This window comes from Streptomyces sp. NPDC111520, from assembly GCF_055635295.1.
This window is the reverse complement of record NZ_JBVKBW010000009.1, coordinates 253242-278112: the sequence shown is the minus strand read 5'-3', so window position 1 is coordinate 278112 and position 24871 is coordinate 253242. Positions and strand designations below refer to the sequence as shown.

The window sequence follows — 24871 nt, the reverse complement described above, 5'->3', positions numbered from 1 at the left end:
TAAAAGTATGCGGCGGGAACACGGCACCCATTGGATACGGCGCCGGTTGTTTCTGTCCACGAGTCATTGGCGGATGCATTGTTTACGATCGGTGGATGATCGAGACGTCCGGCCAGCTCCCCGACCTCGGCCGGCTGCGCCTGCTGGTGGAGCTGAGCCGCCTGGGCACCATGGCGGCCGTCGCCGAGCGCACCGGGTACGGCACCTCGGCGGTCTCCAAGCACCTCGCCGTCCTGGAGCAGGAGGTCGGCACCCGGCTGCTCACCCCGGTCGGCCGCCGGGTGCGGCTGACGCCGGCGGGCGAGCGCCTGGTCGCGCACGCCGTGGGGATCCTCGCGGCGGTCGAGGAGGCCCGGGCCGAGCTGCGCGGGGAGTCCGGTCCGGTCGGCCGGGTGCGGCTGGCGAGCTTCGTCAGCGCCGTCGAGCCCACGGTCGTGCCCGCGCTCGGGCGGCTGCGCGCGGAGCACCCGCGCGTCGAGGTGCAGCTGTACGAGCACGAGCCGGAGCAGACCCTCGCGCTGCTGCTGTCCGGGGACGTCGACCTCGGCATCGTCTACGACTACAGCCTGGTGCCGCGCCCGGTGCCGGACGGCCTCGGTGCCCGGCAGTTCGCCACGCAGCCGATGGTGCTGCTGCTGCCGGACGGGCACCCCGGCGACCCGGGACCGGGCGGGCCGGTGCCGCTGTCCGGGCTGGGCAGGCTGTCCGGGGCGGGGTGGATCACCAACTCGCGCGGCAGCGACGACGACGAGCTGGTGCAGCGGGTGTGCGCGATGGCCGGCTTCACCCCGCGGATCGTCCACCGGGTCGACAGCCTGCACCTGGTCAACCTGCTCACCGGAGCGGGGCTCGGCGTGGCGCTGCTCGCCGAGTCGGGGGTGGAACGGCAGCGCGACGACGTGGTGACCCGGCCGCTGGACCCGCTGGTGGGCACGCGGCGGCACTTCCTGGTGGCGCGCGCCGGTCAGTGGTCGTGGCCCCCCATCGCGACGGTCGCCCGGCTGCTCACGGGGTGAGCGGTCCGGGCGACCGGTGAACGGAATCAAGGGGTCAGCGGACGACCCTGACGGGTTCCTCGCCGGATCCGCCGGCGGAGCCCGCCGCGTCCTTCCGGGACGTACCGTGCGCGCACGGCATCGCCGGGTGGCGGCCGAGCAGCACGACGCCCACCGCGATCGCGGCGAGCCCCGCCGCCTCCCAGGCCAGCGCGCCGGGCGTGACGCGTACGCGGTCGCCGAGGAAGCCGACGCCGCAGGCGATCCCGGCCAGCGGCTGGGCGGCGGTCAGCGCGGGCAGCGACATGCGCAGCGGGGCCGTCTCGAAGGCGCTCTGCACGAGCATCAGCCCGGTCAGGCCCATGACGACGACGGCGTACGGCTGCCAGTGCACGAGGAGCGAGCCGACGCCCTCGTCCTGGGCGACCTGGCCGGAGATCCGGGTCAGGGCGTCCTGGAGGCCGTACAGCAGGCCCGCGGCGAGCGCGAGGACCGTCGCCTCGGGTGACGGGCGCAGCCGCCGTGCGCAGGCGACCAGGAGCAGCGCCAGGCCGACGACGACGCCGACCACCAGCCAGTGGCGCAGCGCCCCCGCGGGTGGCCCGCCGCCGGAGGGACGGCCCGCCACGATGAACGCCGTCACTCCGAGCGCCAGCAGCGCCACGCCCGACCAGCCGTGCCACCCGAGTCTCTGCCCGGTGAGGCGGCGCGAGAGCGCCATCGCGAACAGCAGGTTGGTCGCGGTCAGCGGCTCGACGAGGGAGACCTCGCCCTTGGTGAGCGCGAGTGCGCTGAGCAGCATGCCGCAGATCATCAGGAGGACGCCGAGCAGCCACTGCGGCATCCGCATGAGGTCCAGCAGCAGTCTGAAGGAGAGGAAGTCGGACAGCGGAGCGCGCTGGGCGGCGAGCTGCTGGAGGACGAAGCCGAGCCCCAGACAGCAAGCGGCCCCCACCCCGAGCAGGAATACGGCCACCTCGTCAACCTCCCGGTGTCGCCGACTGGCCCGACCTTAGCCCCTCACCCGTCTTGATCGCGACGATTGTCCGCCCCTGGTTCCCGGCCGCCGGCGGGCACGGTCACGGCGGGGTGCCCCGTGGTGCCCCCGCCCCGCGCGGGCAGGGGCAGGAGCGCCACGAGGCGGCGGATGAGGTGCAGCTCGGCGACGACGTCGGCGACGGTCTCGCACTCCGGGGCCGCGGGGAGCTCCGGGGAGTCCGTGAACGCGCCCCGGCCGTCCAGGGTGTCGGCGACCGCCGTCAGCGCGGCGACCACCTGGGCTCCCTCGCGGGGCGAGGGACGCGGGGCGCCTTGCTCCATTCGGACGACGCATGCGGTGGTCGCGTCCACGATCCGTTCGGAGGCGGCGACCACCCGGAACCAGTCGCCGTTGCCGCCGTGCCGGGAGGGCAGCTCGGCGGCGAGGGTCTCGGCGGCGGCGCGGGCCTCGCCCAGGGCGCTGTAGGCCGCCCGGCGCAGCACCCTGCGTTCCTCGGGCCGCTCGCCGGCGGGCACGGTCAGGACGTGCTCGAGGTAGTCGCGCGTGCGCCGCTGGGCGACGGCCAGCAGGTGACCGACCCGTGCGGTGGGGTCGGTGAGCGGTGGCAGGTGGCCCACGACGACGACGATGGCGCAGGCGATCGCGGTGTCCAGCAGCCTGGTCAGGGCCGCCTGGGTGTCGCCTCCGACCCAGACGAACGCCAGCACCATGATCGTGACGGCGGTGGTCTGCAGCGCGAAGTGGCGGGCCGCGAAGGGCAGGAGCGCGCCCGCCACGCAGGCACAGACCGCGGTCCACCAGATCCCGCCGCCCAGGGGCGCGGCGAGCGCGGCGAAGACCAGGACGCCGAGGACCGTGCCGAGGAAGCGGTTGACGACCCGGGAGAACAGCGGGCCGATGTCGGGCTTCACGAGGAACGCGGCCGTGAGCGGCAGCCAGTACCAGTGGTCCGCGCGCAGGGCCAGGGCCACGGCCGCACTCGCGGTGACGCACACCGCGACCTTCAGTCCGTACTCGCGGCCCACGGGACCGAGGACGCGCCGGCGCAGCATCGGGACCGACCCGCGGGCGGGGAGCGGCGCGGCGTCCTCGGGGCGGTCCGCGGCGGGCACCGTACGGGCGAAGACGGCGGCGGCGTGCAGCATCATGGCGTCGAACGCGGCGCGGGCCGCGGTGGTCGTCCCCGGCGCCGGGAGCGGGCCGGGCGGCGTTCCCGTCCGCACCGCCAGGGCGAGCCGCCGGGGGCCGTCCCCGGTGCGGGGCGGCAAGGGCCGGGCCTCCCAGAGCAGGGCCGCGGCGGCGTCGGTCAGCTCGGTGGCCACGCCGAAGCGCTCCGCGAGCAGCACTTCCTCGGGGCTCGCCGGCCGGCGCAGCAGCCGCCGGCTCAGCCGGCGCAGCCGGACGGCCTCGTCGCCGCGGTCCAGGGCGGCGCTGAGCCGCCGCCGCGCGGCCTCCGCGCCAGGGCCGCCGACGGCGTCGAGGGCGTCCGCGAGGGCGTCGAAGATCCGGGCCAGCGAGGCGCGCTCGCCGTCCAGCGCGCCGCCCGCCGAACGGGGCGGGCGCAGGACGAGCCGCAGCAGGAGCAGCCAGCCCGCCCCGGCAAGGAAGCACAGCGCCTTGTAGCCGGGGCCGCCGGGCAAGGACAGTCCCATCCCGAGCACGGTGGCGGCCAGCCCCTGCATGGCCGCCCGCGAGCAGACCGGGCCGACCACGCTGACCGCGCCCGAGGCCGCGCCCGCCGCGAACAGCACCGGCAGCACCCACCAGCCGGTCAGGGCCTGCTGCGTCAGGGCCCCCGCCAGCACCCCGAGCGCGGCCACGAGGGCGGGCAGCCCGATGTGGACGACGCCCGTCCTGCGGGTGCCCGGCAGGTCGTTGAAGCCCGCGAACAGCGCCCCGAGCCCGGCCATCACCCCGATCTCGACGCGTCCCAGCCCGATCCCCGCCGCCAGCAGCGGCCCCGCCGCGAGTGCCCCGCGCAGCACTGCCGGCCAGGGCACCGGCCCCCGCTGCCAGCGCAGTGGATGGGCCAGCCAGGACGGCAGGGCGACGGGTCGGCGGCCGGGGCCACGGGGCAGCACGGGCATCCTCACGGGACGAGAACGATCTCGGCGGCGGGCAAGGACACAGGCCGGCGGGGTGTCGCGCCGTCGCCTCCGCTTCCTCAGCCTATCGGCCGCGGCTTCCCCGGTCCGGCCCCGGGCCCTGGCGGCCCGCGTGCGGGTCCCCCGGGCCGCGGCACCCCCCGGCCGCCGGACCGGGAGGGGCCGCATCGGCCCGGCAGCCCGCGGTACGGAGGGCACGGCCGAACCGCGGAGCCGCTCCGGCGACAGGCGACCGGCCTAGTAGCGCGTGACCGCGGTCGCGCCCGACTCGGTGCCGATGGCGATGTGGGGGTAACGGTCCGGGTCGGCCCAGGCCAGGACGCGGCGCATGGCGTCCGCAGGGACGGAGACGCAACCCGCCGTGGCGGCGCGGCCGTTCACGTGCAGGAAGATCCCGGCGCCGCGTCCGCGGACCGGGGTGCGGTAGTTGAAGCCGATGACGAGTGCGTGCGCGTACTGCTTCCCGAAGTCGGCGAGGTGCTCGGACTCCTCGGGGCGCAGTCCTCGGGCAGGGGTTCGGCCCAGCGGTTGTAGGAGTCCGAGGCGTTGTCCTGGCACCACCAGGAGTCCTCGGTGACCGGCAGGTACCGGGTCGTCGTGCCGGGAGGCGCCGGCTCGGTGCCGAACGCGAACGGCAGGTCGTACAGGCCGGTCGGGGTGGTCGAGGTGTCCTGCACCCGCTTCCCGCCCTCGACGAGGCCGCCCCCGCCGAAGCGGGCGGCCGCGGATCCCGCGGCGGCCCAGCGGCCGTCGCGGCGGTCCCACCAGGTCAGGGTCCCGGTGGTGGCCCCCGGGGAGGCGGCGACGGCGGTGATCAGTTGGGTGCCGCCGCCGGTGTCCGTCATCCGGTCCGGCAGCGCGGGCGGTGCCCAGGGCACCGCTGCCGCCGTGCCGGCCACGACGGCCGGCACGGCGAGGCGGGTCAGTGCCGCGCGCAGGCTCAAGCGGGGAGGTGCGCCTCGATGGCGGCGACGACCTCGTCGGCCTCGGGCTCGGTGCGGGGGCGGAAGCGGCCCACCACCCGGCCGTCGGCGGCGACGAGGAACTTCTCGAAGTTCCACTGCACGTCGCCCGCCTGGCCCTCGGTGTCAGCGGTCTCGGTCAGCGCCGCGTACAGCGGGTGCCGGTCGTCACCGTTGACGTCGGACTTCTCGAAGAGCGGGAAGCTCACGCCGTAGGTCGCGGAGCAGAAGGTCGCGATCTCCTCGGCCGTGCCCGGCTCCTGGCCCGCGAACTGGTTGCTGGGGACGCCCAGGACGGTGAACCCGCGGTCGGCATACCGCTTCTGCAGCCGCTCCAGGCCCTCGTACTGCGGGGTCAGACCGCACTTGGAGGCCACGTTGACGATCAGCAGGGCCTTGCCCCGGTGGTCGCCGAGGGAGGCGGGCTCCCCGGTGAGGGTGCGCAGCGGGATGTCGTAGATGCTCACGTCGTTGTCTCTCCTCGTTCGGGCGTGGACTGACCACAGGTCGTCCATTCAACCCCGGTCACGTTGCCGATCTTCCCACGGGAAGGGGTTGCGGGCGCGACCGCGACCGCCGCCCGGCGTCAGTGCTCGGTGACGCGGCCGGCGTCGACCCGGATGCGGCGGGTGGTGCGCACGGCCTCCAGCATGCGGCGGTCGTGGGTGACCAGCAGCAGGGTGCCGTCGTAGGAGCCGAGCGCGGACTCGAGCTGCTCGATGGCGGGCAGGTCGAGGTGGTTGGTGGGCTCGTCGAGGACGAGGAGGTTGACCCCGCGGCCCTGCAGGAGGGCGAGGGCGGCCCGGGTGCGCTCCCCGGGGGAGAGGGTCGCGGCGGGACGCAGTACGTGGGCGGCCTTGAGCCCGAACTTGGCCAGCAGGGTGCGCACGTCGGCGGGGGCCGTGTCGGGGACCTCGGCGCCGAAGGCGTCCAGCAGCGACTCGCCGCCGTGGAACAGCTTGCGGGCCTGGTCGACCTCGCCGACGACGACGCCGGGGCCGAGGTGGGACGCGCCCGCGTCGAGGGGCACCCGGCCCAGGAGGGCGGCCAGGAGGGTCGACTTGCCGGAGCCGTTGGCGCCGGTGATGGCGACCCGGTCCGCCCAGTCGACCTGCAGGTCGACCGGCCCGAGGGTGAACTCCGGGCCGCGGCGGACCTCCGCGCCGCGCAGCGTGGCGACGACCGCGCCCGCGCGGGGCGCGGCGGCGATCTCCATGCGCAGCTCCCACTCCTTGCGGGGCTCCTCGACGACGTCGAGCCGTTCGATCATGCGCTGGGTCTGCCGGGCCTTGGCGGCCTGCTTCTCCGTGGACTCCGCGCGCAGCTTGCGGCCGATCTTGTCGTTGTCGGTCGCCTTGCGGCGGGCGTTGCGGACGCCGTGCTCCATCCAGTTGCGCTGCATGCGGGCACGGGACTCCAGGCCCGCCTTGGTGTCGGCGTAGTCCTCGTAGGCCTCGCGGGCGTGCCGCCGGGCGGTATCGCGCTCCTCCAGGTAGGAGGCGTAGCCGCCGCCGTAGGTGTTGACCTCCTGCTGGGCGAGGTCGAGTTCGACGACGCGGTTGACGGTGCGGGTCAGGAACTCGCGGTCGTGGCTGACCAGGACGGTGCCCGCCTTGAGGCCCCTGACGAAGGTCTCCAGGCGCTCCAGGCCGTCCAGGTCGAGGTCGTTGGTGGGCTCGTCCAGCAGGAAGACGTCGTAGCGGCTCAGCAGCAGCGACGCCAGGCCCGCGCGGGCGGCCTGCCCGCCGGAAAGGGCCGTCATGGGCGTGTCGAGGCCGACGCCGAGGCCGAGCGCCTCGCCCACCTCCTCGGCCCGTTCGTCGATGTCCGCGCCGCCGAGGGCGAGCCAGCGCTCCAGGCCGTCGTTGTAGGCGTCGTCCGCTCCGGGCGTCCCGTCGACCAGCGCCTGGGTGGCGGTGTCGAGCGCGGCCTGGGCGGCGGCCACTCCGGTGCGCCGGGCGAGGAAGGCCCGTACGGTCTCGCCCGGGCGGCGATCGGGTTCCTGCGGGAGGTGGCCGACGGTCGCGGTGGGCGGGCTGAGCCGCAGCTGCCCCTGCTCGGGCGCGCTCAGGCCCGCGAGCAGGCGCAGCAGCGTCGACTTCCCGGCACCGTTGGCCCCGACCAGACCGATGACGTCGCCGGGGGCGACGACGAGGTCGAGTCCGGAGAACAGGACGCGGTCCCCGTGGCCTGCGGCGAGATCCTTGACGACAAGAGTGGCACTCATCAGGCTGCTGATGCTATCGCCCCGCAGGCCCGAGCCCCGCGGCCCGGACCCACCACGGCCGCTGCGCACCGCCCGGTGCGGCCGACGGCCGCCCCGTCCAGGGAGGGAACGTACCGTGCCGAGCAGGAAGGCCCTCGTCCGCCGTCCCGGCCCGCGGCTCGCCGAAGGGCTGGTGACCCACCTCGCGCGCTCCCCCGTCGACCCGGGGCTCGCCGTTCGCCAGTGGGAGGGGTACGTGGCGGCGCTGCGCGCCGACGGCTGGGAGACGGTGGAGGTGCCGGCGGCCGACGACTGCCCGGACGCCGTCTTCGTGGAGGACGCGGTGGTCGTCTTCCGCGGCGTCGCGCTGCTGGCCCGGTCCGGTGCCCCCTCCCGGCGCCCGGAGACGGCCGGGGCCGAGGAGGCGGTCACGGCGCTGGGGCTCCGGGTCGAGCGGGTGCGCGCGCCGGGCACGCTGGACGGCGGGGACGTGCTCAAGTCCGGCGACACCGTGTACGTGGGGCGGGGCGGGCGGACCGACGCCGAGGGGGTGCGGCAGGTGCGGTCGGCGTTCGAGCCCCTGGGAGCCCGGGTGGTGGCCGTACCCGTCACCAAGGTGCTGCACCTGAAGTCCGCGGTTACGGCGCTGCCCGACGGCACGGTCATCGGGTACCCGCCGCTGGTTGACGACCCGTCGGCTTTCTCCCGGTTCCTTCCGGTTCCGGAGGAGCCGGGCGCGCACGTGGTGCTGCTCGGCGGTGGCCGGCTGCTGATGGCGGCGAGCGCGCCGCGCACCGCGGAACTCCTGGCCGGCATGGGATATGAGCCCGTTTTGGTGGACATCGGCGAGTTCGAGAAGCTCGAGGGATGTGTGACCTGCCTGTCCGTCCGCCTGCGGGAGCCGTACGTCTGACGGCGGGTTGCCTTTTGAGTGGCACCTAACCTACGGTTTCGTAACTTACGATTCCGTAGGCACCCTCAGCGAGCCCTCAGGAGCCCAGCGTGACCATTGCCCCGTCCCAGAGCACCGGATCGGAAGCATGGAGCGACACCAGGCTGCTGTACGCCTTGGAAGAGGTCGTCGAGACCGAGATCAACCGTCACCTGACGGCGGCCAAGGAGTGGATGCCCCACGAGTACGTTCCGTGGAGCCAGGGGCGTGACTTCGACGGGCTGATGGGCGGCGAGGCCTGGGCGCCCGAGCAGTCGAAGGTCACCGAGATCGGCCGGATATCGCTGGTGGTCAACCTCCTCACGGAGGACAACCTTCCCAGCTACCACCACGAGATCGCCACCCTCTTCGGCCGGGACGGCGCGTGGGGCACCTGGGTCCACCGCTGGACCGCGGAGGAGGGCCGGCACGCCATCGTCATGCGCGACTACCTGCTCACCACGCGGGCCGTCGACCCGGTGGAGCTGGAGCGGCTGCGCATGCGTCACATGTCGGACGGCTTCGAGTCCGACAACGCGCACAGCATGCTGCACTCGGTGGCGTACGTGGCCTTCCAAGAACTGGCCACCCGCATCTCGCACCGCAACACCGGCCGCGAGTCCGGTGACCCGTTGTGCGAGCGCATGCTGGCACGGATCGCGACCGACGAGAACCTGCACATGGTCTTCTACCGCAACCTGCTGGCGGCGGCGCTGCAACTGGCGCCGGACCAGACGATGCAGGCCATCCGCGACGTGGTCGTCGGCTTCCGGATGCCGGGGCACGGAATGCCCGGTTTCGAGCGTTCCGCGGCGCGGATCGCCATCGGCGGCATCTACAACCTCCGCATCCACCACGACGACGTGCTCCAGCCCGTGCTGCGGCACCTGAAGGTGCTGGAGACGCCGGGGCTGGGCGCCGAGGGCCTGAAGGCACAGGAGGAGCTGGGCTTCTTCATGGGCGAACTGGACAGCCAGGCCCGCAAGTTCGAGGAGCGCAGGGACGCGCTGCTGGCCCGGCGGGCCGCCCGCGCCTGACCGGCCCGTCCGCAAGGTGGGCGCCTCCCTGGAGGCGCCCACCGTCGCGGGGCGGTCAGCCCGCCACCATGGCGACGTCCGCCACCATCCAGACCAGGCGCTCCCCGCCGTGCTCGAACCCGTGCCGGCTCACCATGCCCATCCGCAGGTAGAAGCCCTCGGCCCGCGGGTCCGCGCCGACCCCGAGCAGACGCGCCTCCAGCGCGACCGCCCGCCGTACCAGGTCGTCCCACAGCAGGCGCCCGACCCCGGTGCCGATGAACGGGCGGTCGACGAACAGCAGCCCGATCCCCAGGTAGTCCGCGTGCTCGTTGAGCGTGTAGAAGCCGATGGGCACCCCGCCCCTCGCGGCGACCGTGACGTGCCGTGCGGCGATGTCCGTCGCCTGGAGCCTCGGCGTCACATCGGGGACGTCCGCCACGCGGCCGCCCACCCAGTGCGACTTCGACCGCAGCACCAGCGCGTCCAGGAACGGCAGTTCCTCCGGGCGCGCCGGGCGGACCACGACGCCTTCCATGCCACGAGCGTGCCAGGACGGAGGCCGTGCGTCACCGGTTTTCCCGCTCCCCACGCGCGCGGGCGGCAACGGCGGCGCCTAGGCGTGCGCCAGGCCGAGGATCCAGGCCGCGGCGGAGAGCGTCACCATCGAGAGCAGCGTGGAGAGCATAACCGCGTCGCGGGCGAGGGCGGTGCTCAGGTCGTACTGGCGGGCGTAGACGAAGACGTTCTGGGCGCTCGGCAGCGCGGAGAGGATCACCACCGCGAAGAGCTGATGCGCCGGCAGGTGCAGGACGAGGCTGCCCACCGCGAACGCGGCCAGGGGCTGGACGAGGGTTTTGATCAGGACGGTGGCACCGACCTCCGCCCGGAACGCCTTGCCCGTGGCGGGCGGGCGGCCGTGCAGCGACATGCCCAGGGTGATCAGCGCAGTCGGCACGCCCGCCCCGCCGAGCAGCCCGATCGAGTGACCGAGCGCGGCGGGCAGCCGCCAGCCGGCCGCGGACATCACGCAGCCAAGGGCGGCGCCCAGGATGACCGGGGTGCGCAGCGGCACCAGGAGCAGGCGGGCGGCACCGCCGCCTCCCCGCCGCCGCCCGGCGGCACCACCGGTGCCCGCGTCGAGGACGGTCAGGATCACCGGGGTCACCAGCAGCACCTGGAACAGCAGCACCGGGGCGACGAACGAGGCGTCGCCGAGCAGCTGCACCGCGACCGGGATGCCGAGGTTGGCGGAGTTGACGTATCCGGCCGCCATGCCGCCGATCGCCTGGTCGGGCAGACGCCGTCCGAAGAGCCACCGGCTGACGGCGAACCCGAGCAGGCACGCCAGGGCCGTGCCGGCCGCGAAGGCGATCACGGACGTGTTCGCGAAGGCGTCCAGGGGCGTGCCTGCGACCATGGTGAACAGGGCGGCCGGCATCGCGACGTGGAAGACGAACCGCCCCAGCACGGACTCCGCCTGCGGTCCCAGCAGTCCGGTGCGGCCCACCACGTAGCCTGTCGCACTGAGTGCCCATATGGGGACGAAACCGGATAGCAGTGGTGGCAGGGCGTGCATGGGACCTCGGGTTGTCCGGTGGGCCGTCGGGCGCCGTTCCGGGGTCTCCGGGGCGGCCCGGAGCAGTCAACCAGGCGGTCGCACGCCCGCCGCCCGGCCCCGTGCGAAAAATCATGCAAGCACGCTTGATTGTTTCCGGTCGCGGTGCCAGCCTGTAACGCGCACGGCTTCGCTGACGCTGCGTCATTCAGGGGGACCCTTGTCCGACCCCACACCCGTACTGGACGACCTTCGGGACGAGAGCGAGGGCCTGGACGCCCTGGTCGCGCCGCTCCCGGAGGACGCCTGGGCGACGCCGACGCCCGCCCCGGGCTGGACGGTGGCGCACCAGATCGCCCATCTGGCCTGGACCGACCGGCAGTCCGTGCTGGCGGTCACCGATCCGGAGGGCTTCGGCTCCGTGGTGGAGAAGGCCGCCGCCGCGATCGGCACCTTCGTCGACGACGGCGCCGCGGAGGGGGCGGCGCTCCCGCCCGCCGAACTGCTCGCGCGGTGGCGCTCGGGGCGGGCGGAACTGCAGGCCGCGCTGCGGGCGCAGCCGCCCGGGACGCGGTTCCCGTGGTTCGGGCCGCCGATGAGCGCCGCCTCCATGGCCTCGGCCCGGCTCATGGAGAGCTGGGCGCACGGCGAGGACGTCGCGGACGCCCTCGGCGTACGGCGCGCGCCGAGCGCGCGCCTGCGGCACGTGGCGCGGATCGCCGTACGGGCCCGCGACTACGCGTACGCCGTCAACGGGCTGACGCCGCCCGCCGGGGAGTTCCGGGTGGAACTGACCGCCCCCGACGGCACGCTGTGGGCGTACGGCCCGCAGGACGCCGCGCAGCGCGTCACGGGCCCGGCGCTCGACCTGTGCCTGCTGGCGACCCGCCGCCGGCACCGTGCCGACCTGGCCGTGCGCGCCGAGGGCGCGGACGCGGACCGCTGGCTGGACATCGCCCAGGCGTTCGCCGGACCGCCGGGTGCGGGGCGCGCACCGGGTCAGGGAGGAACGGCGTGAACACCGAGAACCGCACGACCATGCTGGAGCGCCTCGCCGAACTGTCGGCCGAGCACGAGAAGGCGCTCGCCGGCGGCGGCCCCAAATACGTGGATCGGCACCGGTCGCGCGGGAAGCTGACCGCGCGCGAGCGGGTGGAACTGCTGCTGGACCAGGACAGCCCGTTCCTGGAGCTGTCGCCGCTCGCGGCCTGGGGCAGCGACTACCCGGTGGGCGCGTCGCTGGTGACCGGGATCGGCGTGATCGAGGGCACCGAGTGCGTGATCACCGCCAACGACCCCACGGTGCGCGGCGGGGCGAGCAACCCGTGGACGCTGAGGAAGGCCCTGCGGGCCAACGAGATCGCGCTCGCCAACCGCCTCCCGCTGGTCAACCTCGTGGAGTCGGGCGGCGCGGACCTGCCCAGCCAGAAGGAGATCTTCATCCCGGGCGGCGCGCTCTTCCGCGACCTGACCCGGCTGTCGGCGGCCGGCATCCCCACCGTCGCCGTCGTGTTCGGCAACTCGACGGCCGGCGGCGCGTACGTCCCCGGGATGTCCGACCACGTGATCATGGTCAAGGAGCGCTCCAAGGTGTTCCTCGGCGGCCCGCCGCTGGTGAAGATGGCCACCGGCGAGGAGAGCGACGACGAGTCGCTGGGCGGCGCCGACATGCACGCGCGGGTCTCCGGGCTCGCGGACTACTTCGCGCCGGACGAGCCCGGCGCGCTGCGCACCGCCCGGCGGGTGGTGGCCCGCCTCAACTGGCGCAAGCAGGGCCCCGCCCCGGCCGCCGCATACGAGCCGCCGCGCCACGACGAGGACGGACTGCTGGACATCGTCCCCGCCGACCTGAAGACGCCCTTCGACCCGAGAGACGTCATCGCGCGGGTCGTGGACGGCTCGGAGTTCGACGAGTTCAAGCCGCTGTACGGGCCGAGCCTGGCCACCGGCTGGGCTCAGGTGCACGGCTATCCCGTCGGGATCCTGGCCAACGCCCAGGGCGTGCTGTTCAGCGCAGAGTCACAGAAGGCGGCGCAGTTCATCCAGCTCGCCAACCAGCGCGACGTCCCGCTGCTGTTCCTGCACAACACCACCGGCTACATGGTGGGGCGCGAGTACGAGCAGGGCGGCATCATCAAGCACGGCGCCATGATGATCAACGCGGTGTCCAACTCGCGGGTGCCGCACATCTCGGTGCTGATGGGCGCCAGTTACGGTGCCGGGCACTACGGCATGTGCGGCCGGGCGTACGATCCGCGCTTCCTGTTCGCCTGGCCCAGCGCCAAGTCGGCCGTCATGGGGCCCGCGCAGCTCGCGGGCGTGCTGTCCATCGTGGCGCGGCAGTCGGCGGCCGCCCGGGGCCTGCCCTTCGACGAGGAGGCCGCCGCCGGGCTGCGGGCGATGGTGGAGCAGCAGATCGAGTCCGAGTCCCTGCCGATGTTCCTGTCGGGGCGGCTGTACGACGACGGGGTGATCGACCCGCGCGACACCCGCACGGTGCTCGGCCTGTGCCTGTCAGCGGTCCACAGCGCACCGGTCGAGGGCGCCCGCGGCGGCTTCGGCGTCTTCCGGATGTGAGGAGCACCTGACCGTGATCGCATCAGTGCTGGTGGCCAACCGCGGCGAGATCGCCCGCCGTGTCTTCCGCACCTGCCGCGACCTGGGCATCGCCACGGTCGCCGTCCACTCGGACGCGGACGCCGCCGCCCCGCACGTACGGGAGGCGGACGCCGCCGTGCGGCTACCGGGGGACGCGCCCGCCGACACCTATCTGCGCGGCGACCTCATCGTGAAGGCCGCCCTCGCGGCGGGCGCGGACGCCGTCCACCCCGGCTACGGATTCCTTTCCGAGAACGCCGGGTTCGCCAGGGACGTCATCGCGGCGGGCCTGACCTGGATCGGGCCCTCGCCGGAGGCCATCGAGGCGATGGGCTCCAAGACCCGCGCCAAGCGGCTGATGGCCGAGGCCGGCGTCCCCGTCCTGGAGGCCGGGCCGGACGACCTGCCCGTGCTGGTGAAAGCGGCGGCGGGCGGCGGCGGCCGCGGCATGCGCGTCGTCCGGGACGCGGCCGCGCTGGAGCGGGAACTGGCCGCCGCCCGTGCGGAGGCGCTGTCCGCCTTCGGGGACGGCGAGGTGTTCCTGGAGCCGTACGTCGAGGACGGCCGGCACATCGAGGTGCAGGTGCTGGCGGACACCCACGGCACCGTGTGGACGCTCGGCGAGCGCGACTGCTCGGTGCAGCGCCGGCACCAGAAGGTGATCGAGGAGACCCCGGCACCTGGCGTCGGCGAGGAGTTGCGCCGGAGGCTGCACGAGGCGGCGGAGGCGGCGGCGCGGGCCATCGGCTACGTCGGCGCGGGGACCGTGGAGTTCCTGGTGTCGCCGGAGGGCCGGCCGTACTTCCTGGAGATGAACACCCGCCTCCAGGTGGAGCACCCGGTGACCGAGTGCGTCTTCGCGGTGGACCTCGTCGCGCTGCAACTGGACGTCGCCGAGGGCGGGCGGATCCCGGCCGCTCCCCCGGTGCCGTCCGGGCACGCGGTCGAGGCCCGGCTGTACGCCGAGGACCCCGCCCGCGACTGGCAGCCGCAGACCGGGGTCCTGCATCGCTTCCAGGTGCCGTCGGCGCCGGGACTGCGGGTGGACGCGGGCTTCGGGGACGGCGACCGGATCGGGGTGCACTACGACGCGATGCTCGCCAAGGTCGTCGCCCACGCCCCCACCCGCCCGCAGGCGCTGCGACTGCTCGCCGGCGCCCTGGAGCGGGCCCGGGTGCACGGCCCGGTGACCAACCGCGACCTGCTCGTACGGGTGCTGCGCGACCCGGACTTCGCCGCCGGAGGGGTGTCCACGGCCTTCCTGGGACGTCTGGGCCCGGCCCCCGACGGGGACGAGGGCGCGGCGCGGCTGGCGGCCCTGGCGGCCGCTCTCGCCGACGCATGCGGCCGCCACCCGCTGGGCGGCTGGCGCAACCTGCCCTCGGCGCCGCAGTCCAAGACCTACCGCGCCGAGCCCGCGGGCGCGGAGTACGAGGTCCGCTACCGGCTCGGCCGCGACGGCCTGATCGCCGAGGGCCACCCGGACGTCCGCCTGCTGGAGCGGACGCCGGAGCGGGTCGTGCTGGAGGTGGCCGGAGTGCGCCGCGCCTTCGACGTCGCGGTCCACGGGGACGAGGTGTACGTCGACGTGCCCCCCGCCTCCGGCAGCGGGCTCGCCCCCGGCTCCCACCGCTTCACCGCGCTGCCGCGCTTCCCCGACCCGGTCGCGCAGCTCGCGCCGGGCTCGCTGCTGGCCCCGATGCCGGGGACGGTGGTCCGCGTCGCGGAGGTCGCCGTCGGCGACAAGGTGACGGCCGGGCAGCCGCTGCTGTGGCTGGAGGCCATGAAGATGGAGCACCGCGTCGCCGCCCCGGCGGACGGCGTGCTCACCGCACTGCACGCCGAGGCCGGCCGCCAGGTCGACGTCGGCACCGTACTCGCCGTCGTCCAGGAGGAGGACTCCCCATGAGCGCCACGCCCGCCGGGAACGGACCGACCGGCACCTTCGACAACGTCCTGCTGGAGAGCGAGGAGCGCCGCGCGCTGCGCAAGGCCGTCTCCGACCTGGGCCGCCGCTACGGGCGTTCCTACTTCCTCGACGCCGTGCGCGAGGGCCGGCACACCGACAAGCTGTGGCAGGAGGCCGGGGCGCTGGGCTACCTCGGCGTCAACCTGCCGGAGGAGCACGGCGGCGGGGGCGGCGGCCTGGCCGAGCTCTCCATCGTGCTGGAGGAACTGGGCGCCGCGGGCTGCCCGCTGCTGCTGCTCATCGTCTCCCCCGCGATCTGCGGCACGGTCATCGCGCGCTTCGGTACCGAGGAGCAGAAGCGCCGCTGGCTGCCCGGGCTGGCGGACGGCTCCCTGCGCATGGCGTTCGGCATCACGGAGCCGGACGCCGGCTCCAACTCGCACCGGCTGACGACCACGGCCCGCCGGGACGGCTCGGACTGGCTGCTCACGGGCCGCAAGGTCTTCGTCTCCGGAGTCGACATCGCCGACGCGGCGCTCGTCGTGGGCCGCACCGAGGACGCGCGCACGGGCAGGCTCAAGCCGTGCCTGTTCGTCGTGGAGCGGGAGACTCCCGGCTTCGAGTTCCGGCCGATCGACATGGAACTGTCGGCGCCGGAGAAGCAGTTCCACCTCTACATGGACGACGTGCGGCTGCCCGCGGACGCCCTGGTCGGCGACGAGGACGCGGGGCTGCTGCAGCTGTTCGCGGGCCTCAACCCCGAGCGCGTCATGACGGCCGCCTTCTCGATCGGCATGGGCCGCTTCGCCCTCTCGGCGGCCGTGGACTACGCCCGCACGCGGCAGGTGTGGAAGGCCCCGATCGGCTCGCACCAGGCCATCGCCCACCCGCTGGCACAGGCCCACATCGAACTGGAACTGGCCCGGCTGATGATGCAGAAGGCCGCGTTCCTGTACGACGCGGGGGACGACACGGCGGCCGGCGAGGCCGCCAACATGGCGAAGTACGCGGCGGCCGAGGCCGGCGCGAAGGCCGTCGACCAGGCCGTGCACACCCTGGGCGGCAACGGGCTGACGGCCGAGTACGGGCTGGCCTCCCTCCTCACGGCCTCGCGCGTGGGTCGCATCGCGCCGGTCAGCCGGGAGATGATTCTCAACTACGTCTCGCACCACACGCTGGGTCTGCCCAAGTCCTACTGAGCACGTCCTACCGAGGAGGGGGGAACGGCCATGGCACAGCCGGCCGTGTTCCACAGCGAGTACCCCGCGGTTCGCGCCATCGACCTGCCGATCCACGAGGCAGTGCTGGGCCACGCCGCCGAGTTCGGCGACCGGCCCGCGCTCGTGGACGGGGTGGAGGGCACGACGCTCACCTACGCGCAGCTCGACGCCTTCACCCGTCGCATCGCGGCGGCACTGGCGGAGTCGGGGCTGCGCAAGGGTGACGTCCTCGCCCTGCACAGTCCGAACACCATCGCCTACCCGCCGGTCTTCTACGGCGCCACGCGCGCCGGCGCGGCCGTCACCACGGTGCATCCGCTCGCCACCGCCGAGGAGTTCGCGCGGCAGCTGCGGGACAGCGGCGCCTCGTGGATCGTCACCGTCTCACCCCTGCTGGAGACCGCCCGCAAGGCCGCCGACCAGGTGGGCGGCGTCAAGGAGATCCTGGTCTGCGACAGCGCCGAGGGCCACCGCTCGGTCCTCGACCTGCTGGGCTCCACGGCCCCCGAGCCGGACATCGCGTTCGACCCGGGCGAGGACGTGGCCGCACTGCCGTACTCCTCGGGCACCACCGGCGTGCCCAAGGGTGTGATGCTGACCCACCGCAACATCGCCACCAACCTGGCCCAGCTGGACCCGACCCTGTCGATGGGACCGGGGCACCGCATCCTGGCCGTGCTCCCGTTCTTCCACATCTACGGGCTCACCGCCCTCATGAACGCCCCGCTGCGCAAGGGCGCCACGGTCGTCGTGCTGCCGCGCTTCGACCTGGAGCAGTTCCTGAAGGCGGTGGCGACCCACCGGGTGCAGGGGCTGTTCGTGGCCCCGCCGATCGTGCTGGCGCTCGCCAAGCACCCGGAGGTCGCCGCGCACGACCTCAGCTCGCTGGAGTACGTGCTGTGCTCGGCGGCCCCGCTCGACGCGGAGCTGGCCCGGGCCTGCTCGAAGCGGCTGGGACTGCCGCCGATCCTTCAGGCGTACGGGATGACCGAACTCTCCCCGGGCACCCATGTGGTGCCGCTGGACGCGCGCGACGCGCCGCCCGGCGCGGTCGGCAAGCTGCTGCCCGGCACGGAGATGCGCATCGTGCCGCTCGACGACGAGGACGGCGACGACGGCTCCGGGGAGATCCACATCCGTGGTCCGCAGGTCATGAAGGGCTACCTCGGGCGGCCCGAGGAGACCGCCGCCATGATCGACGACGAGGGGTGGCTGCACACCGGCGACGTCGGCCGGATGGACGCCGGCGGGTGGCTGCACGTCGTCGACCGCGTCAAGGAGCTGATCAAGTACAAGGGCTACCAGGTGCCGCCCGCCGAGCTGGAGGCCGTGCTGCTCACCGACCCGAGGGTGGCCGACGCCGCCGTCATCGGGGTGGTGGACGAGGACGGCAACGAGGTCCCGAAGGCGTACGTGGTGCCGCAGCCGGGCGCGGCGCTCACCGCGGACGAGGTGATCGCGCACGTGGCGGCACAGGTCGCGCCGTACAAGAAGGTGCGCCGGGTGGAGTTCACCGACGCCATACCGAGGGCCGCCAGCGGCAAGATCCTCCGGCGTGAACTGCGCGACCGGGAAAGGGGAACGGCCTGATGACCGGCGACGCCGCGGCACCCTTCGTACGGAGCGCGCACGACCGGGGGATCACCACGCTGACGCTGGACTCCCCGCACAACCGCAACGCGCTGTCCGCACGCATGGTCGACGAGCTGTCCGACGCGCTGGCCCGGGCCGCCAAGGACCCGGCAACGCGGGCGGTGCTGCTCACGCACACCGGCGGCACCTTCTGCGCGGGCGCGGACCTGAAGGAGGCGGCGTCGCCGGAGGGGCCGGGGCGGCTCGTGGCCCTGCTGCGGGCGGTCGTGGAACTGCCCAAGCCGGTCGTGGCGCACGTGACGGGCCATGTGCGTGCCGGCGGCCTCGGGCTGCTGGCGGCCTGTGACGTCCCGGTGGCGGGTCCTGGGGCGAGCTTCGCCTTCACCGAGGCGCGGCTCGGCCTCGCCCCGGCCGTGATCTCGCTGACGGTGCTGCCGCGCATGGACGCCAGGGCCGCCGCCCGCCACTACCTGACGGGCGAGGTCTTCGACACCGCCGAGGCCGTGCGCACCGGCCTGGTCGCCGCACCGGAGGAGGCCCTGGAGGGCATCCTCGCGGGGCTGCGCGCCGCGTCGCCGCAGGGGCTCGCCGAGTCCAAGGCGCTGACGACCGCGGCGGTGCTGCGCGTCTTCGACCGGGACGCGACGGCGCTGACCGAGCGGTCGGCCCGGCTGTTCGGTTCGCCCGAGGCGGCGGAGGGGATGCGCGCGTTCCTCGAACGGCGGGCCGCGCCATGGGCGCTGTGAGCGCCGGCACCCGTACGCCCAAGCAGGACCGCAGCCGCGCCACCCGGCAGCGGCTGCTGGAGGCGGCCGTCGCCTGCCTGGCCGAACACGGCTGGGCGGGCAGCACGGTGACGGTGGTCGCGGAGCGGGCGGGGGTGTCGCGGGGCGCGGCCCAGCACCACTTCCCCACCCGCGAGGACCTGTTCACCGGGGCGATCGAGTTCGTCGCCGAGCAGTGGCTGGTGGCCCTGCGGGAGCACGCGCACGCCCTCCCCGGCGAGGGCGTGCACCGCACGCACGCCGTGGTCGGCATGGTCGTCGACCTCTACACGGGACCGATCTTCCGGGCGGCGCTCCACCTGTGGGTGGCGGCCGCCAACGAGGAGCAACTGCGGCCCCGGGTCACGGCGCTGGAGGCGCGCATCGGGCGGGAGGCGCACCGGCTCGCCGTGGAGATGCTGGACGCGGACGAGGCGGTGGCCGGGGTCAGGGAGACCGTGCAGGCCACCCTCGACATGGCACGCGGCCTGGGGCTGGCGAACCTGCTCAGCGACGACAGCGGCCGCCGCGCGGGCATCGTCCGCGCGTGGTCGGCGGTCCTGGACGAGGTGCTGCGCCGCGGAATCTGAGTCGCCCGCTGTCGGTGGCCGGTGAGAAGATCGCGGCATGCTGAACGAGGCGGTGTCCGCCGGCGAACTGGGCTTCCTGCTGGGTCTCGTGGACCCGGCGCTCGCCGCGCGTGCGCGGAGCCGGACAGGGGTCCCGGAGGAGGATCCGGCGACGGCCGCGAGGCGACCTGAGCACTCGGTGTGGAGCTGGGGCCGTTGGTTCAACGACATGCCCACGTCGGTGCTCTGGTGGATGCTCCAGGAGGACGATCCCGAGGTCAACGTGGCGGTGTACCACCACTGGCGCACCGACGAACGGGTGCGGTACGACATCCTCAAGGGCGTTCCGTACGGGCCGGATCGCTCCGGTCGTCTGGAGGTTCCGGAGGACCTCTCGGGGTATCCGGCGCCGGAGCTCACCCTCCCGTCCGGTCCGGAGGCGCTGGTCGCCGCGCTGCGTGCGGTCACGGGCATGTCCGCGGGCCGCGCCGCCGCGCGGATGGTGGGGCGGGACGAGTGGGCGTCGGTCGCCGCGGCCGACCTCGAGCGGCCGCTGCCCGGCTACGCCCGCTGGGCGCTGGCGATCCGCCCCGACTGCCCGTCGGCGCTGCGCACGCAGTTCGGCACGCACCGCAAGTTCACCAACCGGCTGCGTGACGCGGGTGTCGTGGACGGCCCCGCGGCGTACGCGACCGGTGCCCGCCCGGCTCACGACGTCCTGCGCGTCCTGGCCATGGGCCGCTGGGGGTTCCCGCGGCGGTTGCCGGAAGCGGCCGGGGCGCTGCGCCCGCTGGTGCGCGCGGAACTGGGGGCGAACACCGAGGCGTGGGCGGTGCTGGTGCAGCTCCTGCCGACGTTCACGGGCACGTTGCCGGATCTGGTCCGGACGGCGGGGGCGATCGCGGGGGGCGCCGGGGAGGAGGCCGGTGACCCGTTGTCAGTGGCTCCTGGTAACACTGAGTCACCAGGGGAACCGGAGGGTTCGGGGCACGGAAGTGGGGGGCTGACATGGGATTCGACGAGCGGTCACGACGACGACCCGTGGTCGACCTCGCCGACCGGCGGGCGCTGGAGCGCTGGCGTCCGGCGGATCCGGACGTCGTGGCGGAGGCGGAGCGGCTGAAGGAGGCCGCGCTGCTCGACTTCGGGCTGACCGAGTCGGCGGTGGCGTCCTGGCTGTACGCCAAGTGCCCGCACCAGATCGCGACCACGGCCGTGGACACCGCGGCGGTGGTTGCCTCGGGGGACGGCTCGGTGCTGCTGCTGTACAACCCCGGGTTCTTCGTCGACCTCGGGCTGGAGGGGGTCAAGTTCGTCCTCTTCCACGAGGCCCGGCACGTGGTGCACCGGCATCTGCTCGCGGAGCCGGCGCTGCGGGACGACCCGGTCTTCACCACGGCGGCCGAGGTGGCCATCAACCACGTGGCACTGGTCCGCCTGCGGCGGGACGGGATGCCGCTGCGGGACGGCCGCCCGACCGGGGTGGACCCGCACGAGGTCCACGCCGCGTACGAGCGGGATCTGACGGAGCAGGGGCTGACGCCGCTGCCCTACCCGGAGTTCGTCGAGACCGACATGGGCGTCTACACCGAGCTCAAGCGGATGAAGCACCCGCCGGTGCCTCCGGGGGCGCTGTGCGTGCACCTGGCGGGCGAGGGCGTCCCGGGCGACCAGGGGACGATCGACGAGCTGGTCTCCTCGTCCCTGCGCAACGCGTTGCTGGCCGCGCGGCGCGGGCACACCGGTGCCGAGCGGGAGTTGCTGGACCTGATGGACCGCACCGAGGGCGCCTCGGAGCGCACCTCCCGGCTGTGGGGCCGGCTGGGCGCCGGTGCGCTGCGGGGCGAGACGGCCAGGACGGGGCGGGTGGACTGGTGGCAGCGGTGGCTGGTCGACGTGGTCGCCTCGAAGCTGCGGGAGGGCGAGCGGCTGGTCTACCCGAAGAAGCGGGGTGCGCTGCTGGCGGCGCTCGGGCACGACCCGATGCTGTCGCGGCGCGGCCCGGTCCGTGACAAGGTCCTGGTCATCGCCTACGACACCTCGGGGTCGATGCCGGGTTCCGTGATCACCTGGCTGACCGAACTGGTGGGGCGCATCGAGGGCGTGGAGGCGCACTGGCTCTCCTTCGACGGCGTGGTGATGCCCTTCGTCCCCGGGGAGCGGGTCTACGGCGGCGGGGGCACGAGCTTCCAGGCCGTGGCCGATTACGTGGAGGGGCGCACGGAGGTCCGGGGCAGGCGCTTCGAGGAGCGTCCCGACGCGGTGATCGTGCTGACCGACGGCTACGCCCCGCACATCACGCCACGGGATCCCGACAGGTGGATATGGCTGATCACCGAGGGCGGCGACGACTGGCCCGACGCCCACGCCCCGCCCATGGCCTGCCACCGCGTCACGACAGGAGCGAAATGACCACCACCGCGGCGACCGCCACGGCCGGCCCCCGGCCCTGGCGGGCCAACGCCACCTATCCACGACCGCCCGAGGGCCGCCCCGAGGTCTCCCGGCTGGAGTCGTTCATCGACGCGATGATCGACATGGGCCAGACCGGGCAGGTCTTCGGGGAGCACGGCATCGGCAAGACGTCGACGTTCTTCTCGCACGTCGCCGAGGCCCATCCGCACGCCGAACTGGTCTACGTGCCGGCCGCCAACCTCACCCCGGACGACCTCCTGGTCAACGCCCCGGTCCGTGATCCGCACACGGACGAACTGGTGCTGCGCCAGCTGGTGATGAGCCAGTTGCGGCCGGGGCGCCCGTTCGTGCTGCTCATCGACGACTCGCTGCAGGCCGGCGAGACGATCCAGTCGCAGCTGATGCAGATCGCCTGCAACTGGACGCTCGGCGAGTACGACCTGCGGGCACTGGGCTGCGTCGGGGTGTTCCTCAGCGACAACGAGTCGCTGTCCGAGACGGCCGCTCGCCGCGGCGACCTGGCCGTCCTCGACCGCATGGTCACGGTGCGGGTGACCGCCAACGACACGGCGTGGCGGCGCAAGCTGGCCGAGAAGTACCGGGACCGGGACCTGAACGGGGTCTTCGCCGTGTGGGCGTCGCTCGGTCCCGCGGTGCGCGAGCTGCTCTCCCCGCGCACCCTGGACCACGTCCTCGCCAACGCGCGGGAGGGCTTCCCGCTGCGCTGGGGGCTGCCCCTGGTCAACGGCGAGCGGCTGCGCCTGGCCGAGCCCCGGCCGGACGGCGGACCGGGGCAGGACCGGACGGCGGAGATCCTCGACCGGATCGCCGCGGAGCTCGGTGTGGCCAATCCGGCCACCGTGCCGGACCCGGTGCGCTCGGTGGTGCGCGCGGCGCTGCGCAACCGGTGGTCGGTGCTGCTCCAGGGGCCGCCCGGTTGCGGCAAGACCGAGGTGGTGCGCGAGACGCTGCGCGAGGACCTGGGCCGGGACCCGCTGTACTTCTCGCTGCCGGTGACGAACGTCGAGGACCTGTGTGCGCCCGTCCCTGACCGCAACGGCTCGCTGGACACCCTGCTGGCGCAGAAGTTCACGGGGAGCGAGCCGAAGGCGATCGTCTGGGACGAGTACAACCGGCCCAAGGACAAGGCGGCGTTCGCCAAGCTGATGGAGATCACCCAGGAGTGGTCGCTGGCCGGGCGCCCGATCGAGAACCTGCGCGCCCAGATAGCGGTGCAGAACCCGCCCTACCATCTGGGCCGCCGGTTGATGGTGTCCCGCAACAACATCGCCCAGGCGACCCGCTTCACCGCCTCCCTCACCGTGGAGCCGGGCGACATCCCGGCCAACGAGTGGCTGATCGCGCGGTACGGCGGCCTGGCCGAGACGGTGCTGGAGTGGTGGAAGCACGACATCGACGAGGACGGCCGCGCCTGGATCACCAAGCGCACCATCGAGCGGCTGATCAAGCTGCACCAGCGGGGCCTGCCGCTGCAGATGGCCACCGTCTACCTGGGCGACGGCGAGTACGCCCCGGTGCCGCTGACCGCCCTGGCCGACCGGCTGGCGAACCGCTCGGTGACGGGGCTGCGCGAGCTGGCCCGGGACGTGGACGCCTGGGAGTCCCGGCTCAGACGTGCCCGGGAGGAGTCCGGGGAGGGCAACGACGAGACCGACGTCGTCCACCAGGTGATCGCCAACGCGGAGCTGTCCCAGCTCAAGCGGCACCGCAAGGCGGTCGCCCGGCTGGTGGCGCTGCTGCCGCCCAAGCTGCGCTCCACCTACCTGGTGGGGGCCTCGGAGCAGACGCAGCGCTTCTGGATCGAGACCTTCGCCCGTATGCCCCGCTGATCAGCCGCCAGTGCGGTGGACGCTGTGCACGGCGGCCACGTCCGCGGGGACGGCCGGCGGCGGCAGGTGCGCGCTGAGCGCGTCGAGCCGCCGCCGGACACTGGTCGCGATGCCCTTTCCGAGGACGTAGCGGGTCGCGGTCGCGGCCGCCGGGGCGGTGTCCAGCAGACGGTGCGCCTCGCGGCTGCGCATCCCGGTGTGGGCCAGCACGAGATGGGTCAGCCGGTGCGGCGCCGCGCTCAGTGCCGTGCCCATCGCCGTGGCCGCCTCGGTGTCGACCCGGTTGTCGGCGGCGCCCAGGACCCGGGCGGCCTTGACCCGTCCCAGGTCCAGGAGTTCCACGCCCGCGGCCGTCGCGGCCGCGACCAGCCGGGCGCAGGCAGCCGGCCCGATGCCGTTGCTGGCCACGGAGAGCCGGACGAGTCGGCCGTACGGTGCACGGGCGAGGGCCTCGGCGAGCAGGAGCGCACCCTCGTCGCCGAGGCGGGCGGCCGACACGTACAGTTCGGCAACGGCTCCGGTGGTGACGAGGGTCGTCAGGCAGGCCGCGCCGGCCGTGCCGAGGGCGTTGCCGCCGACGAACAGCCGCTCCACGGCGCGTCCCGAGCGGGCGGCGACGACGAGCGCGTCGGCCAGCACGGCGAGGCCCGCCGGGTCGAGGCCGGTCTGCACCAGGTCCAGGGTGCGCAACGACCGTGCGGCCTCGACGAGTCCGGCGCCCGCCTCGCCGGCGCCGCCGCCGAGCGGGTTCCGCTTCAGCCAGACCCCGGTGACGGCCTGCGGGGAGGCCCGCAGGTTGTCGGCGATGCGGCAGGCGCCGCCCGCCGTGATGCCGTTGCAGCCGAGGTAGAGCGTCCGGACGCCGGTGTCCCGGGTGCGTTCGGCGACGGCGGCGGCACCCTCGTCGCCGAGCCCGTCGGTGCCGAGCAGCAGATGGCGCACGGCGCCGGTGGCCGGTGCCTGGCGCAACGCCTCGGCGACCGCCGCGGCGCCCTCCGGGCCCAGCGCCTGCTTGCACAGGTCGAGGCGCCCGTCGGGCAGGGCGGTCCCGGCCGGGAAGTCCCGGCGTTCGGCCACCGTCTCCCCGCCGCGCAGCCAGCCCAGCAGCGGCTCGAGGTCGGCGGCCGGACGAGGCACGACCTCGGGGACACCCGCGTACGGCGGCCGGTCGTCCGTCATG

Annotated in this window: 20 protein-coding genes and 1 pseudogene; 13 read left to right on the top strand and 8 right to left on the bottom strand. The window is 74.2% G+C overall.

Going from position 1 to position 24871, the window contains the following annotated elements; genetic code table 11:
* The first annotated feature begins 95 nt into the window (after positions 1–95).
* The gene (locus ACZ7MY_RS23140) at positions 96–1016 is read left to right on the top strand and encodes a LysR family transcriptional regulator (RefSeq protein WP_499604259.1); all 921 of its coding nucleotides are present in this window, start codon (positions 96–98) and stop codon (positions 1014–1016) included.
* 34 nt (positions 1017–1050) lie between these two features.
* On the opposite strand, the gene ACZ7MY_RS23135 is transcribed toward ACZ7MY_RS23140, so the two are convergent.
* The 5 genes and pseudogenes from ACZ7MY_RS23135 to ACZ7MY_RS23115 all read right to left on the bottom strand — a co-directional run bounded on the left by ACZ7MY_RS23135 (position 1051) and on the right by ACZ7MY_RS23115 (position 7289).
* Entirely contained in the window at positions 1051–1971 is a 921-nt protein-coding gene (locus ACZ7MY_RS23135; protein WP_499604258.1) for a DMT family transporter, read from the bottom strand.
* A gap of 44 nt (positions 1972–2015) precedes the next feature.
* Positions 2016–4082 (bottom strand): FUSC family protein, encoded by a 2067-nt coding sequence (locus ACZ7MY_RS23130; RefSeq protein WP_499604475.1) that lies wholly within the window; start codon positions 4080–4082, stop codon positions 2016–2018.
* 255 nt (positions 4083–4337) lie between these two features.
* Positions 4338–5026 (bottom strand): annotated as a pseudogene (locus ACZ7MY_RS23125) (L,D-transpeptidase family protein).
* Between the two features lie 14 nt (positions 5027–5040).
* Positions 5041–5529 (bottom strand): glutathione peroxidase, encoded by a 489-nt coding sequence (locus ACZ7MY_RS23120; protein WP_499604256.1) that lies wholly within the window; start codon positions 5527–5529, stop codon positions 5041–5043.
* A gap of 119 nt (positions 5530–5648) precedes the next feature.
* Complete coding sequence (locus ACZ7MY_RS23115; RefSeq protein WP_499604254.1) at positions 5649–7289, bottom strand: ABC-F family ATP-binding cassette domain-containing protein; 1641 nt, start codon at positions 7287–7289, stop codon at positions 5649–5651.
* Positions 7290–7404: 115 nt separating this feature from the next.
* Here ACZ7MY_RS23115 and ddaH point away from each other — a divergent pair, with 115 nt between their 5' ends.
* On the top strand, positions 7405–8181 hold the full coding sequence (gene ddaH / locus ACZ7MY_RS23110; RefSeq protein WP_499604252.1) for a dimethylargininase: 777 nt from the start codon (positions 7405–7407) through the stop codon (positions 8179–8181).
* Positions 8182–8270: 89 nt separating this feature from the next.
* The gene (locus ACZ7MY_RS23105) at positions 8271–9236 is read left to right on the top strand and encodes an acyl-ACP desaturase (protein WP_499604250.1); all 966 of its coding nucleotides are present in this window, start codon (positions 8271–8273) and stop codon (positions 9234–9236) included.
* 55 nt (positions 9237–9291) lie between these two features.
* Here the strand turns inward: ACZ7MY_RS23105 and ACZ7MY_RS23100 are convergent, their stop codons facing one another.
* Both ACZ7MY_RS23100 and ACZ7MY_RS23095 read right to left on the bottom strand, forming a co-directional pair.
* Positions 9292–9753, bottom strand: coding sequence for a GNAT family N-acetyltransferase (locus ACZ7MY_RS23100; protein WP_499604248.1), 462 nt, complete (start codon positions 9751–9753; stop codon positions 9292–9294).
* A 78-nt stretch (positions 9754–9831) separates the two neighbouring features.
* The gene (locus ACZ7MY_RS23095) at positions 9832–10794 is read right to left on the bottom strand and encodes an AEC family transporter (RefSeq protein WP_499604247.1); all 963 of its coding nucleotides are present in this window, start codon (positions 10792–10794) and stop codon (positions 9832–9834) included.
* A gap of 199 nt (positions 10795–10993) precedes the next feature.
* On the opposite strand from ACZ7MY_RS23095, the gene ACZ7MY_RS23090 reads away from it, so the two are divergent.
* Genes ACZ7MY_RS23090 through ACZ7MY_RS23045 form a run of 10 tightly spaced genes read left to right on the top strand, consistent with a single transcriptional unit; the run spans position 10994 to position 23691 of the window.
* Positions 10994–11791, top strand: a complete 798-nt coding sequence (locus ACZ7MY_RS23090) for a TIGR03084 family metal-binding protein (protein ID WP_499604246.1) — start codon at positions 10994–10996, stop codon at positions 11789–11791.
* 20 nt (positions 11792–11811) lie between these two features.
* A complete protein-coding gene (locus tag ACZ7MY_RS23085) occupies positions 11812–13350 on the top strand; it encodes an acyl-CoA carboxylase subunit beta (protein WP_499604474.1) in 1539 nt (512 codons plus the stop codon).
* A 13-nt stretch (positions 13351–13363) separates the two neighbouring features.
* Positions 13364–15280 (top strand): acetyl/propionyl/methylcrotonyl-CoA carboxylase subunit alpha, encoded by a 1917-nt coding sequence (locus tag ACZ7MY_RS23080; RefSeq protein ID WP_499604245.1) that lies wholly within the window; start codon positions 13364–13366, stop codon positions 15278–15280.
* Positions 15277–16479: an acyl-CoA dehydrogenase family protein gene (locus ACZ7MY_RS23075; RefSeq protein WP_499604243.1), complete on the top strand. Its 1203-nt coding sequence runs from the start codon at positions 15277–15279 to the stop codon at positions 16477–16479. Before ACZ7MY_RS23080 ends, ACZ7MY_RS23075 begins: the two co-directional genes overlap by 4 nt.
* A 30-nt stretch (positions 16480–16509) precedes the next feature.
* On the top strand, positions 16510–18090 hold the full coding sequence (locus ACZ7MY_RS23070) for a 4-coumarate--CoA ligase family protein (RefSeq protein WP_499604242.1): 1581 nt from the start codon (positions 16510–16512) through the stop codon (positions 18088–18090).
* Positions 18090–18839: an enoyl-CoA hydratase family protein gene (locus ACZ7MY_RS23065; RefSeq protein ID WP_499604240.1), complete on the top strand. Its 750-nt coding sequence runs from the start codon at positions 18090–18092 to the stop codon at positions 18837–18839. Before ACZ7MY_RS23070 ends, ACZ7MY_RS23065 begins: the two co-directional genes overlap by 1 nt.
* A complete protein-coding gene (locus tag ACZ7MY_RS23060) occupies positions 18827–19447 on the top strand; it encodes a TetR/AcrR family transcriptional regulator (protein WP_499604237.1) in 621 nt (206 codons plus the stop codon). Before ACZ7MY_RS23065 ends, ACZ7MY_RS23060 begins: the two co-directional genes overlap by 13 nt.
* A gap of 37 nt (positions 19448–19484) precedes the next feature.
* Positions 19485–20549 (top strand): hypothetical protein, encoded by a 1065-nt coding sequence (locus tag ACZ7MY_RS23055; protein ID WP_499604236.1) that lies wholly within the window; start codon positions 19485–19487, stop codon positions 20547–20549.
* Positions 20435–21838 carry a vWA domain-containing protein gene (locus ACZ7MY_RS23050; RefSeq protein WP_499604235.1) on the top strand — a complete coding sequence of 468 codons (1404 nt, stop codon included), beginning with the start codon at positions 20435–20437 and terminating at the stop codon, positions 21836–21838. Before ACZ7MY_RS23055 ends, ACZ7MY_RS23050 begins: the two co-directional genes overlap by 115 nt.
* Positions 21835–23691 (top strand): ATP-binding protein, encoded by a 1857-nt coding sequence (locus ACZ7MY_RS23045; protein ID WP_499604233.1) that lies wholly within the window; start codon positions 21835–21837, stop codon positions 23689–23691. Before ACZ7MY_RS23050 ends, ACZ7MY_RS23045 begins: the two co-directional genes overlap by 4 nt.
* Here the strand turns inward: ACZ7MY_RS23045 and ACZ7MY_RS23040 are convergent, their stop codons facing one another.
* Entirely contained in the window at positions 23692–24870 is a 1179-nt protein-coding gene (locus tag ACZ7MY_RS23040; RefSeq protein WP_499604232.1) for a leucine-rich repeat domain-containing protein, read from the bottom strand.
* Position 24871: the final 1 nt, after the last annotated feature.

Coding starts and splice junctions, on each gene's coding strand:
- ACZ7MY_RS23140 (WP_499604259.1), top strand. CDS start 96: ATGATCGAGACGTCCGGCCAGCTCCCCGACCTCGGCCGGCTGCGCCTG.
- ACZ7MY_RS23130 (WP_499604475.1), bottom strand. CDS start 4,082: ATGCCCGTGCTGCCCCGTGGCCCCGGCCGCCGACCCGTCGCCCTGCCG.
- ACZ7MY_RS23115 (WP_499604254.1), bottom strand. CDS start 7,289: ATGAGTGCCACTCTTGTCGTCAAGGATCTCGCCGCAGGCCACGGGGAC.
- ACZ7MY_RS23100 (WP_499604248.1), bottom strand. CDS start 9,753: ATGGAAGGCGTCGTGGTCCGCCCGGCGCGCCCGGAGGAACTGCCGTTC.
- ACZ7MY_RS23095 (WP_499604247.1), bottom strand. CDS start 10,794: ATGCACGCCCTGCCACCACTGCTATCCGGTTTCGTCCCCATATGGGCA.
- ACZ7MY_RS23085 (WP_499604474.1), top strand. CDS start 11,812: ATGCTGGAGCGCCTCGCCGAACTGTCGGCCGAGCACGAGAAGGCGCTC.
- ACZ7MY_RS23075 (WP_499604243.1), top strand. CDS start 15,277: ATGAGCGCCACGCCCGCCGGGAACGGACCGACCGGCACCTTCGACAAC.
- ACZ7MY_RS23070 (WP_499604242.1), top strand. CDS start 16,510: ATGGCACAGCCGGCCGTGTTCCACAGCGAGTACCCCGCGGTTCGCGCC.
- ACZ7MY_RS23065 (WP_499604240.1), top strand. CDS start 18,090: ATGACCGGCGACGCCGCGGCACCCTTCGTACGGAGCGCGCACGACCGG.
- ACZ7MY_RS23060 (WP_499604237.1), top strand. CDS start 18,827: ATGGGCGCTGTGAGCGCCGGCACCCGTACGCCCAAGCAGGACCGCAGC.
- ACZ7MY_RS23055 (WP_499604236.1), top strand. CDS start 19,485: ATGCTGAACGAGGCGGTGTCCGCCGGCGAACTGGGCTTCCTGCTGGGT.
- ACZ7MY_RS23050 (WP_499604235.1), top strand. CDS start 20,435: ATGGGATTCGACGAGCGGTCACGACGACGACCCGTGGTCGACCTCGCC.
- ACZ7MY_RS23045 (WP_499604233.1), top strand. CDS start 21,835: ATGACCACCACCGCGGCGACCGCCACGGCCGGCCCCCGGCCCTGGCGG.
- ACZ7MY_RS23040 (WP_499604232.1), bottom strand. CDS start 24,870: ATGACGGACGACCGGCCGCCGTACGCGGGTGTCCCCGAGGTCGTGCCT.